This is a genomic window from Gammaproteobacteria bacterium (assembly GCA_040183005.1).
GTDB lineage: Bacteria > Pseudomonadota > Gammaproteobacteria.
On the sequence record JAMPIW010000006.1, the window covers coordinates 37,594 to 53,335 of the forward strand.

General features: G+C 56.5%; 12 protein-coding genes and 1 pseudogene. 9 read left to right on the plus strand and 4 right to left on the minus strand.

Annotation, left to right across the window (positions count from 1 at the left end):
- Positions 1-109: 109 nt before the first annotated feature.
- The 3 genes from alaS to recA form a co-directional block, all read right to left on the minus strand.
- Complete coding sequence (alaS, locus tag M3A44_05925; GenBank protein ID MEQ6341190.1) at positions 110-2,719, minus strand: alanine--tRNA ligase; 2,610 nt, start codon at positions 2,717-2,719, stop codon at positions 110-112.
- A gap of 8 nt (positions 2,720-2,727) precedes the next feature.
- A complete protein-coding gene (locus M3A44_05930; GenBank protein MEQ6341191.1) occupies positions 2,728-3,150 on the minus strand; it encodes a recombination regulator RecX in 423 nt (140 codons plus the stop codon).
- Between the two features lie 71 nt (positions 3,151-3,221).
- Complete coding sequence (gene recA / locus M3A44_05935; protein MEQ6341192.1) at positions 3,222-4,250, minus strand: recombinase RecA; 1,029 nt, start codon at positions 4,248-4,250, stop codon at positions 3,222-3,224.
- A gap of 324 nt (positions 4,251-4,574) precedes the next feature.
- Here recA and M3A44_05940 point away from each other — a divergent pair, with 324 nt between their 5' ends.
- The 5 genes from M3A44_05940 to M3A44_05960 all read left to right on the plus strand — a co-directional run bounded on the left by M3A44_05940 (position 4,575) and on the right by M3A44_05960 (position 9,684).
- Positions 4,575-7,130 (plus strand): PAS domain S-box protein, encoded by a 2,556-nt coding sequence (locus tag M3A44_05940; GenBank protein ID MEQ6341193.1) that lies wholly within the window; start codon positions 4,575-4,577, stop codon positions 7,128-7,130.
- A gap of 22 nt (positions 7,131-7,152) precedes the next feature.
- Positions 7,153-7,545 carry a response regulator gene (locus M3A44_05945; protein MEQ6341194.1) on the plus strand — a complete coding sequence of 131 codons (393 nt, stop codon included), beginning with the start codon at positions 7,153-7,155 and terminating at the stop codon, positions 7,543-7,545.
- Positions 7,538-8,749, plus strand: a complete 1,212-nt coding sequence (locus M3A44_05950) for a response regulator (protein MEQ6341195.1) — start codon at positions 7,538-7,540, stop codon at positions 8,747-8,749. The genes M3A44_05945 and M3A44_05950 overlap by 8 nt, the downstream gene beginning before the upstream one ends.
- Positions 8,718-9,227 (plus strand): GGDEF domain-containing protein, encoded by a 510-nt coding sequence (locus tag M3A44_05955; GenBank protein ID MEQ6341196.1) that lies wholly within the window; start codon positions 8,718-8,720, stop codon positions 9,225-9,227. The genes M3A44_05950 and M3A44_05955 overlap by 32 nt, the downstream gene beginning before the upstream one ends.
- A gap of 64 nt (positions 9,228-9,291) precedes the next feature.
- On the plus strand, positions 9,292-9,684 hold the full coding sequence (locus tag M3A44_05960) for a sel1 repeat family protein (protein ID MEQ6341197.1): 393 nt from the start codon (positions 9,292-9,294) through the stop codon (positions 9,682-9,684).
- A gap of 216 nt (positions 9,685-9,900) precedes the next feature.
- Here the strand turns inward: M3A44_05960 and M3A44_05965 are convergent, their stop codons facing one another.
- A complete protein-coding gene (locus M3A44_05965; GenBank protein MEQ6341198.1) occupies positions 9,901-11,280 on the minus strand; it encodes a DegQ family serine endoprotease in 1,380 nt (459 codons plus the stop codon).
- A 222-nt stretch (positions 11,281-11,502) separates the two neighbouring features.
- Between M3A44_05965 and M3A44_05970 the strand changes: the two genes are divergently transcribed.
- The 4 genes and pseudogenes from M3A44_05970 (at position 11,503) to M3A44_05985 (ending at position 15,735) form a co-directional block, all read left to right on the plus strand.
- Positions 11,503-11,877, plus strand: a complete 375-nt coding sequence (locus M3A44_05970; protein ID MEQ6341199.1) for a hypothetical protein — start codon at positions 11,503-11,505, stop codon at positions 11,875-11,877.
- A gap of 400 nt (positions 11,878-12,277) precedes the next feature.
- Positions 12,278-13,444, plus strand: a complete 1,167-nt coding sequence (locus M3A44_05975) for an IS4 family transposase (GenBank protein ID MEQ6341200.1) — start codon at positions 12,278-12,280, stop codon at positions 13,442-13,444.
- Between the two features lie 86 nt (positions 13,445-13,530).
- Positions 13,531-14,601, plus strand: a complete 1,071-nt coding sequence (locus tag M3A44_05980; protein ID MEQ6341201.1) for an IS30 family transposase — start codon at positions 13,531-13,533, stop codon at positions 14,599-14,601.
- 61 nt (positions 14,602-14,662) lie between these two features.
- A pseudogene (locus M3A44_05985) lies at positions 14,663-15,735 on the plus strand (IS30 family transposase).
- Positions 15,736-15,742: the final 7 nt, after the last annotated feature.

Below are 15,742 nucleotides of genomic sequence, written 5' to 3' on the forward strand. Positions count from 1 at the left end.
GTTGCCAAGAAAAGACGCGGATTCTACTTTAATTTCAGACAAAAGAGAAACGGGACAGCATGAATAAGCTTAAAATCACGGGAAAACTACCCGAAACCCACTTTAGCCTCTATGCAAGCTGCTGCCGCACCCACTCCGGTACGGCGGCCAGCGCAGCGGCGAGGGCCGCGGGGTTATCACCGCCCGCCTGGGCCATGTCAGGCCGCCCACCACCCTTGCCACCCACCTGCAAGGCCACCATATTGACCAGCTCGCCTGCCTTCACCTGGGCGATACAATCTTTGGTAACGCCGGCCACCAGGCTAACCTTGCCATCTGCCACCGCTGCCAACACCACGGCAGCCGAGCCGAGCTTGTTCTTGAGCTGGTCCACCGTATCACGCAATGCCTTGGGGTCTACACCCTCAAGACAGGCGGCGAGCACTTTGATGCCGTTGATCTCCACCGCCTGCGCAGCAAGGTCGCTGCCCTGATTGCTCGCCAGCTTGCCTTTGATCTGCTCCAGCTCTTTTTCCAGCTTGCGTGCCCGCTCGACAAGCTGCCCAACCTTGTCATCCACGTTATCGCGGCCTGCCTTGATGGCATCGGCGATGCGTAGCAGGCGGTCTTCCTCCTCCTCGACCCACTCCAGCGCGCGCTGACCAGTGATGGCCTCGATGCGGCGCACGCCCGACGCCACACCCGCTTCAGAAACAAACTTGAACAGGCCGATGTCACCGGCGCGGCGCACATGGGTGCCGCCGCACAGTTCGGTTGAAAATTCACCGATACTGAGTACGCGCACCTGATCACCGTATTTTTCGCCGAACAGCGCCATGGCGCCCGCTGCTACTGCCTCATCATAGGACATGACGCGGGTTTGCGCCTCGCAGTTGGCGCGGATCTGCCCGTTGACCAGACGTTCGACCGCCCTGACCTGCGCGGGCGAAAGTGGCTCGAAGTGGGAAAAGTCGAAGCGCAGCCGTTCAGCCTCAACCAGCGAACCCTTCTGCGCGACGTGCGGGCCGAGCACCTGGCGTAGCGCGGCATGCAGCAGATGGGTAGCAGAGTGGTTGAGGGCGATGGCCTGGCGCTTGGCAGCATTGACCTGCGCCTGCACCTTGTCACCCACGCGCAAGGCACCGGATTTCAGTGCACCGTTGTGGATATGTACACCTTCACCCTGTTTTTGGGTGCCATGCACCTCAAAGTCGGCCTGCCCACCCTTGATGACACCGCCATCACCTGCCTGGCCGCCGGATTCGGCATAAAACGGGGTGCGGTTAAGGATAACCTTGCCGGCTTGCCCTGATTCCAGCGCATTTACCGCCGTGCCGTCATCCCGATACAAGGCAACGATCGCGGCTTCGCCCGCAAGGTGTTCGTAGCCGGTAAAATCCGTACTCCCCTCCACACCCATTAGCTTGCCAGCATAGGCCACATCGAATTGGCTGGCGGCGCGGGCGCGTTCGCGTTGCGCCTCCATCTCGCGCTCGAATCCGGCTGTATCAAGGGTCAGGCCATGCTCACGGGCGATATCGCCGGTGAGATCGACGGGGAAGCCGTAGGTGTCGTAGAGGCGAAATACCGTAGCGCCCGGAATCACCTTGCCCGCCAACTTGCTGATGTCCTGCTCCAGGATTTTGAGGCCGTGTTCCAGCGTTTCGGCAAAGCGCTCTTCTTCGAGGCGCAGCATCCGCTCCACCTGCTGCTGGGCGTGTGTCAATTCGGGATAGGCGGCACCCATTTCGGCAACCAGGGGCGCCACCAGCTTGTAGAAAAAGGCGTCTTTGATCCCCAGCTTGTTGCCGTGGCGAATGGCGCGGCGGATGATGCGGCGCAGCACATAGCCGCGCCCTTCGTTGGAAGGCATCACGCCATCGGCAATCAGGAAAGCGCCGGCGCGGATATGATCCGCTACGACCTTGAGCGAGTTGTTGCCCAGATCAGCGACCCCCGCCAGTTGCGCCACCGCGCGGATCAGGTTGCGGAACAGATCAATCTCGTAATTGCCGTGCACATGCTGCATCACCGCCGCCAAACGCTCCAGCCCCATGCCGGTGTCCACCGAGGGCTTGGGTAATGGCGTGAGCGTGCCATCCGGGGCACGGTTGTATTGCATGAACACCAGGTTCCAGATTTCGATGTAGCGGTCGCCATCGGCCTCCGGCGAGCCCGGCGGTCCACCCGCCACGGCAGGTCCGTGATCGTAGAAGATCTCGGAACAGGGGCCGCAGGGGCCGGTGTCGCCCATCGACCAGAAGTTGTCGTGCGCGCCTATCCTTGAAAACCGTGCCGGATCTACCTTAATCTCCTTGAGCCAGATATCGGCGGCCTCGTCATCTTCCTCGAACACCGTGATCCACAAGCGCTCGGGCGGCAGCTTCAGCACTTGCGTGAGGAATTCCCAGGCGTATTGAATCGCCTCGCGCTTGAAGTAATCGCCGAAGCTGAAATTGCCCAGCATCTCGAAGAAGGTGTGGTGGCGCGCGGTGTAGCCGACGTTTTCCAGATCGTTGTGTTTGCCGCCGGCGCGCACACAGCGCTGGGAACTCACGGCACGGGTGTAGGGGCGGTGCTCAAGGCCCAGGAAGACATCCTTGAACTGCACCATGCCAGCGTTGGTAAACAACAGGGTGGGGTCGTTGGCAGGCACCAGCGAACTGCTGGGCACCACCGCGTGGCCGTGGCCGCGAAAAAAATCGATAAAGGCGCTACGCACTTCAGCACTGGTCATCATTCAATCAATCACTCATCACTATCGGCCTGCTTGAAAGCGGCCCTGATCTGTTCGGAGGTAAAGCCCCGGTATTGCAAAAAGCGCATCTGCTTCGCGCGTTCGTTTACATCGGATGGCGGCGCAGCGCCGAAGCGCTTGCGCCTTACATCAACAATCCTGTCGCGCCAAAACCCGGCGTCAGCGTCGACGGCATTGCCGATCTGTTCGTCGCCGATGCCATGCTCGCGCAATTCAGCCTGGATACGCAATGGCCCATAACCCTTGGCAATACGCGAACGCACCAGACTTTCGATAAAGCGCTCATCACTGAGCAGGCGCTCTTCGGCAAGCGCCGCCAAGGTATCATCGACGACGGCGCCTTCCATGCCACGGGCGCTCAACTTGCGCCGCAACTGCCGGGTGGAGTGCTCGCGCCGGGCGAGCAGATTCATGGCGGTGCTGCGCACGACAGAAGGCTTGATTTCCCCCTCTGCCCTGTCATCCGGCGGAGTACGCTTCCTGTTCAGGCGTCAACCTGCTCCGTCTCGGCAGCGTGGGGCTTGTGCAACAACTTGGCGCGAATCTTTTCTTCGATATCACGCGCCATGTCGGGGTGTTCCTTCAGGTAGGTGCGCACATTGTCCTTGCCCTGGCCGATACGTTCGCCGTTGCAACTGTACCAGGCGCCTGATTTTTCGACGAAACCGTGCTCGACGCCCAGCTCGATGAGCTCACCCTCGCGGGACGTGCCTTCGCCATACATGATCTCGAAATTTGCCTCTTTAAAGGGTGGCGCCACCTTGTTTTTGACGACCTTGACGCGCGTCTCGCTGCCGACGATCTCATCGCCCTTCTTGATGGCGCCGGTGCGGCGAATGTCGAGGCGCACCGAGGCATAGAACTTGAGCGCATTGCCGCCGGTGGTGGTTTCGGGGTTGCCGAACATCACGCCGATCTTCATGCGAATCTGGTTGATGAAGATCACCATGGTGTTGGAACGATTGATGTTGCCCGTCAATTTCCGTAGCGCCTGAGACATCAGACGCGCTTGCAGTCCCATGTGGGAATCGCCCATCTCGCCTTCAATCTCGGCCTTGGGCGTGAGCGCCGCCACCGAGTCGATCACCACAACATCGACCGCGCCGGAACGCACCAGCATATCGGCAATTTCCAGGGCCTGTTCGCCGGTATCCGGCTGCGACACCAGCAGATCATCAATATTCACACCCAGCTTGCGGGCATAGGCCGGGTCCAGGGCGTGCTCGGCGTCGATGAAGGCCGCGGTACCACCCAGCTTTTGCGCTTGGGCGATCACTTGCAGCGTCAATGTGGTTTTGCCCGAAGACTCTGGCCCGTAGATCTCAACAATGCGCCCGCGCGGCAGGCCGCCGATGCCCAGCGCAATGTCCAACCCCAACGAGCCGGTCGAAATCACGCCGATATCACGCGCCACGCCGCCATCGCCCATACGCATCACCGAACCCTTGCCGAACTGCTTTTCAATCTGGCTCAGCGCCGCGCCCAGCGCCTTTTTCTTGTTTTCATCTGTCATGCTCATGTGTTTAGCACCTGTTGTGTAGGCCTGATCAAACAAAAAACGCAACCCCCTATTTATCAAGAGGTTTCGTGTTGTGTAGGGATAATCTGAAAAGTCTCAAGCAGGGAACTTGTCAAACCCCAAAAATATGTCTCATTATTCCACAGATTGCGCCGAATGGCCTAGTCCTGCAAACTTATTCCTGGCAGGCTCAGCGGGCAAAGCCCTTACCAGGAGCGGTGGCAAGGTATTGGCGCGCGTATTGCATTACCTATCTCCACGACCAATTAATGACGGAATAATGGCGCGCTCACGGCGGCAAAATCCGAGGGAGCCTTCATGCTGGAACCATCACTGCCGACTGACGAAACCGAGCGGCTTGCCGCACTGCACGCACTAAATGTTCTGGATACCGTGCCAGAAGACCGTTTTGACCGCATCACCCGGCTGGCCGCACGGTTGTTTGACGTGCCCATCGCCCTGGTTAGCCTGGTGGACGCAAACCGCCAATGGTTTAAATCCTGCCACGGACTGTCCGCAACGGAAACACCGCGCAGCGTCTCCTTTTGCGGACATGCGATTCTCAGCGATGACACGTTTATCATTCCCGATGCCCTGCTTGATGCGCGTTTTGCTGATAACCCACTTGTCACTGGCGCGCCACATGTCCGCTTTTATGCCGGACAACCGCTGACTGGCATGGATGGTCGCAAGCTGGGTACGCTATGCATCATAGATCATAAACCAAGACATTTGAGCGAGCAGGATCGGGAGGCATTGAGAAGTCTTGCCGCCCTGGCGCAGCAAGAGCTAAACCTTACCCACCTCCATCAAGCCTGGGCGCTCAAAAATACGGGTGGCACCCGCAAAGATACCGGGGATGAGCTGAACAACAACCATGACTTGCTAAATGCCGTTAGCCGGGCACAGACACGCTTTATTGCCGATACCGATACATCGCTGATATTTAATGAGTTATTGGCGGATCTGCTCGCGTTAACCAATAGCGAATATGGCTTCATTGGTGAGGTGCGCCATACAGCGGAAAACCTGCCTTACCTCCATACCTACGCTATTACCAACATTGCCTGGAATACAGAAACACGGGGGTTTTACGAAAAAAATAGCGCGGACGGCCTGGAGTTTTACAATTTAAAAACCTTGTTTGGTGAAGTTCTCCGCACCCAACTGCCCGTCATCTCAAACAACCCGGCAACAGACCCACGCCGAGGCGGACTTCCAGAAGGCCATCCCGCACTCAACGCCTTTTTGGGTGCGCCCCTCTACAGCGGCGGCCATATGGCAGGCATGGTCGGCATCGCCAACCGGCCAGGCGGCTATAACGACGACGTGCTTTTCTATTTGCAGCCCATGCTTAACACCTGCGCCAACATCATCACTGCGCACAAAAATAACCGGCAACGCCAAGAAGCTGAAACGGCATTGAAGAATAGCCAACAGCAGTTACAAGCTGTTCTGGATAACTCCACCTCAGTTATTTACGTTAAGGATCTGCAAGGCCGGTATCTTTTAATAAACAGCACGTATGAGCGTTTCACCCATTTTGACAGGGCCTACGTCAAGGGCAAAACCGACCATGATCTCTTTCCCAAAGAGGTCGCTGACACATTTCGCGCCAATGACTTGAAAGTGGCCGATGCAAAGTCCTCGATGACGTGGGAGGAAGTCGTGCCCCACGACGATGGGTTACATACCTATCTCGCCGTTAAATTCCCGCTGCACGATGCCACTGGGACTCTCTATGCCATCTGCGGCATGTCAACCGACATAACGCCGCGCATACAAGCCGAAGGGGAATTGCGTGCCAGCGAAACGCGTATCCGCGCTGTTCTGGATAATGTTCTGGACGGCATAATTACTATCAACGAGCAAGGAACCGTTGAGTCATTCAATCTCGCTGCGGAGCAAATTTTTGGCTATGGGCCGGACGAAGTCATTGGCAAGAATATCAAAATGCTCATGCCGGAGCCGTACCATGATGGCCATGATGGCTATCTTGCAAATTATATGGGAGGCGGGGCCGCCAAGGTAATTGGCATCGGGCGCGAGGTTACCGGACGGCGCAAGGACGACTCGACCTTTCCGATGGACCTTGCGGTGAGCGAAATGAGGCTGGGGGAACGACGCCTGTTCACGGGCATAGTCCGCGACATCACCGAGCGCAAGAAGGTCGATCGCTTGAAGAATGAGTTTGTCTCGACGGTGAGCCACGAACTCAGAACACCCCTCACTTCGATTCGCGGCGCGCTAGGATTGATCGCGGGCGGTGTGGCCGGAGAAATCCCTGCGCAGGCAAAAGGCCTGGTGGACATCGCCCATAATAACTGTGAACGTCTGGTGCGCCTGATCAACGACATTCTGGATATCGAAAAAATCGAATCAGGAAAAATGGTGTTTGATTTTCATCCTGTGGAAATCATGCGGCTCATGGAAGAGGCGCTGGAAGCCAACCTGGCTTATGCAGAACAATTTCGCGTCCGATACACCCTGGATGGCGATCTTTCCGGCGTCAAAACACTGGCCGACCAGGACAGACTGATGCAGGTGATGGCAAACCTGCTGTCCAATGCCACAAAGTTTTCTCCCGCGAACGATGTGGTGGCCGTTTCAGTAGCGCGGAATGGGCGGGGGATTCGCGTCTGTGTCACAGACCACGGCCCCGGCATACCGGAAGAGTTCCATCACCGTATTTTCCAGAAATTCGCGCAGGCCGATGCCTCGGATACACGACAGAAAGGGGGCACCGGCCTGGGACTCAATATCAGCAAGGCTATTATCGAAAAACATGGCGGAGAGATCGGTTTCAAAACACAATCGGGCGTCGGCACCACGTTTTATTTCGATCTGCCGGAATGGCGAGAGCTGGGTGACTAAACATACTCAAGGTGAAAGCACGATGACGCGACCTACATTAAACCGCATTCTGTACGTGGAAGATGAAGCTGATATTCAAGCGGTGGCCCAGATCGCCCTTGAGGCCATCGGCGGCTTTTCTGTGACGATATGCAGCTCGGGAAGGGAGGCCGTTCAAGTCGCACCAGGATTGAGTCACGACCTGATCCTGCTCGACGTCATGATGCCCGACATGGATGGCCCTAGCACCCTCAAGGCGTTACGTGGTATCCCGCAAACCGCCGCCACACCAGTGATTTTCATGACTGCCAAGGTCCAGCCGCACGAGGTGGCGCAGTATAAAGAAATGGGCGCGATTGCTGTGATCCCCAAACCCTTTGATCCAATGACACTGTCCGCCACCGTCCGCCGTCTGTGGGAGGAAGCCCATGACTAATCCATCCGATGATGTGATGGCAAAATTGCAAGCGCTACGCGATACTTTTGCGACGCAATTGCCTGGCAAGATTCAGGAGATCAAGACGATCGTGGACACGCTGTGCGGCGGCAAATGCGGAGAAGCGGAAGAAAGCGAGGCATTTAAAGTTCTGCACTATTTGTCTCACAAACTGACGGGATCCGGAGCCACATTCGGTTTTAGCGCCGTGAGCGATGCAGCGCGCGCTCTGGAAACACTGGCGAAAGAGATACTCGACCTCGCCGTACCATCCACAGCGGTGCAGCGTGCGCAAATCCGTGTTTTACTGGAAGATCTGCAACGGGCCGCAGGGCAGCGCGAGAGAAAGAGCGGGGCAAATTACTGGCAAGAATCCGGCACTCCTGCACCGCGCGCGCCGGACAGTGCTGGCGAGAACCGGCTGATCTACCTGGTCGAGGATGATCCCCTCCTGGCTCAGGACCTGGCCCTGCAACTCGGCAACTTCAATTACACAACGCACGTTTTTCACAGCCTCGCCGCATTCAGGCAGGCAGTGCGCCAAACCATTCCGGCAGCACTCGTCATGGATATGGGGCTGCCCGACGGCAATGGCGCCGATGCCATTGTGGAGATACAGGAGGGCCGCGCAGCGCCCCTGCCTGTAATTTTCCTGTCCGGGCGCGGCGATCTGGAGGCGCGGCTGGCGGGGGTGCGCGCAGGAGGCGCAGCCTATTTCACCAAGCCGGTGGACATTGGCGCCATGGTCGACGCACTCGATACGCTCACCGCTCAGAAGGCGCCCGAACCCTATCGTATCCTGATCGTCGATGACACGCCTTCGCTGGCGCGTTATTTCGCGTTGACGCTCCAGGAGGTCGGCATGGTCACCGAGGTGGTGACCGACCCCATGAACATCATGCAGGCGCTGGTCGAATTTGCACCGGAACTAATCCTTATGGATATGTATATGCCCGGCTGCAACGGTCTGGAGTTGGCGATGGTGATCCGCCAGCAGGAGGCCTACGTAGGGATCCCGATTGTATTCCTCTCCGCCGAGACCGATCTGAACAAGCAGCTTGAAGCGATGCGTCAGGGGGGGGGACGACTTCCTGGTCAAGCCGATCCAGCCGGACCACTTGATTTCGGCAGTGACAAGTCGGGTGCGGCGCTATCACATATTGCGCTCCTTCATGACGCGCGACAGCCTGACGGGACTCTATAACCATACCACCACCAAGGATCTATTAAATAATGCCGCAGGACTCGCCCGGCGCCACAATGCCCCACTGGCCTTTGCCATGATCGACATCGACCACTTCAAATCGGTGAATGACACCTATGGACATGCGACCGGCGACCGGGTTATTAAAAGCCTGTCACGCCTGCTGCAACAGCGCCTGCGCAAAACCGACATCATTGGCCGCTACGGCGGCGAGGAATTCGCCGTGGCGCTCATCGACGCCGATGCCCCGCGCGCGGAAAGCATCATGAACGAGATTCGTGCCAGCTTTGAACAAATACGCCACCGGGTGGATGACAGGGAATTTAATGTCACTTTTAGCTGTGGCTTGGCGGTCTTTCCGCCCAATGGCAGTGTCACCAAATTCAACGAGGCCGCCGACAAGGCCCTTTATGAAGCCAAGCGCAGCGGGAGAAACAAGGTGGTGCTGGCGGACAGCAAAGTGTCATCCAGCAACTGATTCCCCATTTCGCTGTCACATACCAACAAGACCTAACCAACCTTAACCGCCCTGGAGATGAACGGTGCCGATTAAATCCAGCCTCCCCAAAATCATGCTTGCCGGCATGCTATTAACCCTCACGCCGTATGCCCAAACGGCGAGCCTTAATGATGGATATAAAGCCGCCATAAAAGGCGACTACGATGAGGCGTTCGTCATTATCCGTTCCAAGGCGATAGAAGGGGATGCGAATGCCCAATTCACCATGGCCATGATGTTTCATAGCGGCTTGGGCGTGAAAATGGACGAACAGGAAGCGGTGAAGTGGTATCTCACTGCGGCCGAAAGCGGCTCGGTCAAGGCCATGGAATTTATCTCCGCAGGCTATGAAAATGGCTGGTTCGGACTGGAGCGTGACCCAAAGAGGGCGCAATACTGGTATGACAGAATGGTAGCGGCCGGAGGCGACCAATAGATCCCGCGTTGAAATCGGACCGTCCACGAAAAACACGAAAGGCACGAAAAAGTGCAACTATTCAGCACACCCCTGATATCGAGTTCCCCTCTTGAAAAAGGGGGATACCAATGATTTTGCCTGATGCTTTCGGATAGCAAACCCAGGCGCATTTTGCACCAACAACCCCTCCCATTTTTTTGTGCCTTTCGTGTTTTTCGTGGACGGCACGTAACACTACTGAATAACAATAAACAAGCCGCTCCTGCCGCGGCGCACATTGAGTAGCAAGCGGCGCTCACTGGCCTTGATGGCGCGCTTGAGTTCGTCGATGGTGCGCACCGGCAGGCGGTTGATTGACTGGATGATGTCATCCTTGCGCAAACCGGCACTCCAGGCCCGGCTGCCAGACTCGACATCCAGCACTACCATACCCTCGATGCGCCCATACAGCGGAGAGCCCTCTTCAATCATGCCCAATGTCGCGCCCGCCAAGCGCGGCTGAACCCGGCCCATATCCACCTTGGCCTGCGAAGCCTGTGCTATTAGCACGTTAATGGTGTGCGGCTTGCCATCGCGCAGCACGCCCAGCGCCACCTTTTCCCCCACGCGCAGCAGGCCAATAGCATTGCGCAACTCGGCCGCGCCGCGTATCGGGTTGCCATTCACAGTAGTAACGACATCCCCAGTAGCCAAGCCGGCTTTATCCGCCGGAGATCCCTTCAAAACCTTGGCGACCACTGCGCCCGCCTGCTCTTTGATGTTGAATGCCTTGGCCAGTTCCGGCGTCAGATCCTGCATCATAATACCCATCTGGCCACGCTTCACCTCACCGTAAGTCACCAGTTGCCGCATGATATCGTGCGCCATGTTGCTGGGGATGGCGAAGCCAATGCCGACATTGCCGCCACCGGGTGCAAGAATAGCGGTATTGATGCCCACCAGCTCACCGCGCAGGTTGACCAGCGCGCCCCCTGAATTGCCGGGGTTGATGGAGGCGTCGGTCTGAATGAAATTCTCATAGCCCTCGATCCCCAGGCCCGTGCGCCCCAGCGCGCTGACAATGCCGGAGGTTACCGTCTGGCCCAAACCGAACGGGTTGCCGATAGCGACCACAAAATCACCCACCCTCAGCCTGCTCGAATCGGCCAGCGGCAGCGCGGTAAGGCCCTGGGCAGGGATCTGGATCACCGCCACATCCGCCTCGGGATCCGCGCCGATCAACTTGGCGCTGAGACTGCGCCCGTCGCGCAAGGTAACGGTGATTTCATCCGCCTTGTCGACGACGTGGTTATTGGTCAACACGTAACCTTTGGCTGCATCCACTACCACGCCCGAACCCAGACTCTGGGTGGGCCGCTCGCGCGGCATGTCGGGCGCGCCGAAGAAGCGGCGAAAGAAAGGATCCTGAAGCAGCGGGTTATCCTCCACGCGGACGCGCCCGCGCGTAGAAATGTTGACTACCGCAGGGGCCGCTTTCTCGATCATTGGCGCAAGCGTCGGCACAGCCACACCCTGGCTATCCGCCAGCGGCAGCGCCGCTATCGCCGACATGGATAACGCACTGGCCGCCGCCAGCAGAAAACCAACCGCAATGGACTTGAATCTTGCTTTCATTATCAATCTACCTTTGTGACACTGCGTACTGCTGCAAGTAATGATAACCCATAAAAAAGAGCTCAAAAACCACCGGGACGCCAAGAAAACGCATATACCATGCACATTGCGCGGTTTGACAAGCCTAGGGAAAAAGAGTTGCAGACCGTAAGCAGTGGCGGATATTCTTTATATAGCGCGGTAATGCGGCAGTTGATGTCGAAATCGTATGAAAGGAACAACATGAAAACCAATATTTTACTAGGGGGCGCCTTACTTACAGCCTTTTCACTACCCGCGTTGGGGCAAAAGGAAATTAGTTATAAAAACGATATTTACCCTATCTTTAAAGATTATTGCCTGAGTTGTCACGTTCCAGGTGGCAAAGGTTATAACAAAAGCGGATTTGATTTGCGCACTTACCAGAGCCTGATGAAGGGCACCAAATTTGGCCCTGTAATTCAGCCCGACTCCAGTTTGACTAGCACTCTTAACGTCCTTGTCAGCGGTCACGCGAGTCCCGCCATCAGCATGCCATATGGCATCAAGGGCGGCTTACCCAAAGGCAAGTCAACTCTTATGAATAAATGGGTAGATCAAGGCGCTAAAAACAACTAAGGGAGTTAGAAACTACAAAAGTACCATTTTAGGATGGATGGTTATATCCCACCAGCTCAAATCAGTGGAGCGCTGCAGCAGTGCTCAAGGTCTCTTTTCTCGCGGCCACAAACTGTCACACCCTTCTCGTAAATGGCGTCCACCAAGCTTACGATGGTGCGCACCCCTTTCCACCAAAAATTCCCGGCTCGATTGAGTACCGTATTCACGGTACTCAATAAATAGCCATTCCATGCATTCTCGGCATTTTTTATCCCCCACCTCAGAAGTGTCCGGCAATTTCGCAAAGACGGCTATATAACATGATGATGTTGAATAGGAAAGTGTGTGTTTAGGGGTGTCACCGACTTGAACGTGAATTTTTTGGGAAACTGGGGCTTTCCCCCCAGGAGTTTCCGTCATGTATTCAGGCCAGTTGGTGTTCGCACAACTCATGGAGCATTTGCCCCTTCACACATTCCGTCGCTGCGTGCAGCGCTACCCTTCCAAATATCCCACCAAGACTTTTTCGCATCTCGATCAATTTCTCTGCATGGCGTTCGCGCAGCTGACTTACCGCGAAAGCCTGCGCGACATCGAAACCTGTCTGCGCGCCCACCAAGCCAAGCTCTATCACTTGGGCATACGAGGCAACATCGCCAAGAGCACGCTGGCCGATGCCAACGAGCAACGCGACCGTCGCATCTACGCGGATTTCGCGATGAGCTTAATCCAGACCGCCAGAAAGCTTTACGCCAGCGACAGCTTTGCGGTCGAACTGGAACAGACGGTCTACGCACTCGATACCACGACCATCGACCTGTGCTTGAGCGTCTTTCCGTGGGCACGCTTCCGCTCCACCAAAGCTGCCGTCAAGATGCATACGCTGCTCGACCTGCGCGGCAACATTCCAACCTTCATCCACATCAGCGATGGCAAGATGCACGAGGTCAATGTGCTCGATATCCTGATACCCGAAGCCGGCAGCTTTTACATCATGGATCGTGGCTTCACCGACTTCGCTCGCTGGTTCACCCTGCATCAAGCACAGGCGTTCTTTGTCATCCGTGGCAAATCCAATCTGCTCTTTCGTCGCGTCTACTCTCGCACCGTGGACAAGTCCACTGGACTGCGCTGCGACCAGACCATTGCATTGACTGCTCGCAAGGCCAGCAAGGATTACCCGCAGCACCTGCGACGCATCAAGTTCTACGATGCCGAACACGACAGGTTTCTGGTCTTTCTGACCAACAACTTCGACCTGCCTGCGCTGACCATCGCTCAGCTTTATCGTTGCCGCTGGCAGGTCGAGCTATTCTTCAAGTGGATCAAACAGCATCTTCGAATCAAGCGGTTCTATGGCACCACCGAGAATGCAGTCAAGACGCAAATATGGATCGCCATCGCGGTTTACGTCGTGGTCGCCATCGTGAAAAAGCGGCTCAATACCGAGGCTTCGCTTTACACAATCCTACAGATTTTGAGCCTGACTCTTTTCGAGAAAACGCCACTCGATCAATTACTTAAAAATGCGGAGACGCAAATGAGCATGCAGAAAGACAATAACCAATTGAATCTATTCAATTAAATTACCGGACACTTCTGCCCCCACCTTTAAAAAATTCCCCGGCGCGCTCAAAAACCAAGTGCAACATTTTTAGGGGATAATGTTGCATGGGAAAAAACTACGATCAATTGAGTATTGAAGAGCGGGCAATGATACAAACGCAACTGGAGATGGGGGTCAAACCTGCCGCAATTGCCAAGTCCATAACCCGGTCAGCCTCTACCGTCTCACGTGAACTTCGGCGCAATGGCTGGAGCCGCCCGAAAACGCCTCGCGGCCCTGGACGACCGGCTGTGGCGGGAGGCTATCGTGCCGAGGCAGCCCACAAACGTGCGCATGGCTGCACGATCAAGCCGCGTGTTGAGGGTCGCCTGCGACTGGGAACCACGCTGTGGGATTCAGTCATGCGCCACCTGAAAGCAGGCTACTCACCGGAGCAGATTGCTGGCACACTGGCGCTTGTGCATCCAGATACCCCTACCTTGCAGGTTTCCCATGAGACCATCTACACCGCCATCTACGCCATGCCGCGTGGCGAACTGCGCACGGAAGTGATTGGCTGGTTGCGTTTCGGCCATGCCAAGCGCCGTCCCCGTGCGCGTGGCGAAGACCGGCGCGGACGGATTCCTGACATGGTCAGCATTCATGACCGTCCGCCTGAGATTGAAGAGCGGTTGATCCCGGGCCACTGGGAGGGTGACTTCATCAAGGGCGCGCATAATCGCTCATCTGTCGGTACGCTGGTGGAACGGACCACGCTGTTCACGGTACTGGCAAAAATGGAAAATGCGACGGCTGAGGCGACGTTGACCGGCTTCAGTCATGTGCTCAACCGCATTGATGCGCAAAAGCGCCTCTCGTTGACGTACGATCAAGGCAGGGAAATGGCGGCACACCAACGGCTGACAGAAACCACAGGGGTGAAAGTATATTTTGCCGATCCACACAGCCCCTGGCAGCGCGGCATCAACAAGAACACCAATGGTCTGTTGCGGCAGTACCTGCCCAAGGGGAGTGACTTGAGTGGTTTCACGCAGGAGGAGCTGGATGCGATTGCCTGGCAACTCAATACCCGACCACGCAAGTCACTGGGCTTCAAATGCCCAGCCGAGTTGTTTACACCAGACTCTTTCGATTTCAGGCAGCATCACGCTGCGCTTTTTGCACTTGGTCATTGAAACCGCCCCCTGTAGGGCGCGCTCAAAAACCAAGTGCAACATTTTTAGGGGATAATGTTGCATGGGAAAAAACTACGATCAATTGAGTATTGAAGAGCGGGCAATGATACAAACGCAACTGGAGATGGGGGTCAAACCTGCCGCAATTGCCAAGTCCATAACCCGGTCAGCCTCTACCGTCTCACGTGAACTTCGGCGCAATGGCTGGAGCCGCCCGAAAACGCCTCGCGGCCCTGGACGACCGGCTGTGGCGGGAGGCTATCGTGCCGAGGCAGCCCACAAACGTGCGCATGGCTGCACGATCAAGCCGCGTGTTGAGGGTCGCCTGCGACTGGGAACCACGCTGTGGGATTCAGTCATGCGCCACCTGAAAGCAGGCTACTCACCGGAGCAGATTGCTGGCACACTGGCGCTTGTGCATCCAGATACCCCTACCTTGCAGGTTTCCCATGAGACCATCTACACCGCCATCTACGCCATGCCGCGTGGCGAACTGCGCACGGAAGTGATTGGCTTGTTGCGTTTCGGCCATGCCAAGCGCCGTCCCCGTGCGCGTGGCGAAGACCGGCGCGGACGGATTCCTGACATGGTCAGCATTCATGACCGTCCGCCTGAGATTGAAGAGCGGTTGATCCCGGGCCACTGGGAGGGTGACTTCATCAATGGCGCGCATAATCGCTCATCTGTCGGTACGCTGGTGGAACGGACCACGTTGTTCACGGTACTGGCACAAATCGAAAATGCCACTGCTGAGGCGACGTTGACCGGCTTCAGTCACTTGCTCAACCGCATTGATGCGCAAAAGCGCCTCTCGTTGACGTACGATCAAGGCAGGGAAATGGCGGCACACCAACGGTTGACAGAAACCACAGGGGTGAAAGTATATTTTGCCGATCCACACAGCTCCTGGCAGCGCGGCATCAACAAGAACACCAATGGTCTGTTGCGGCAGTACCTGCTCAAGGGGAGTGACTTGAGTGGTTTCACGCAGGAGGAGCTGGATGCGAGTGCCTGGCAACTCAATAGCCGACCGAACGCAAGTCACTGGGCTTCAAATACCCAGCCGAGTTGTTTACACCAGACTCTTTCGATTTCAGACAGCATCACGCTGCGCTTTTTGCACTTGGTCATTGAAACCGCC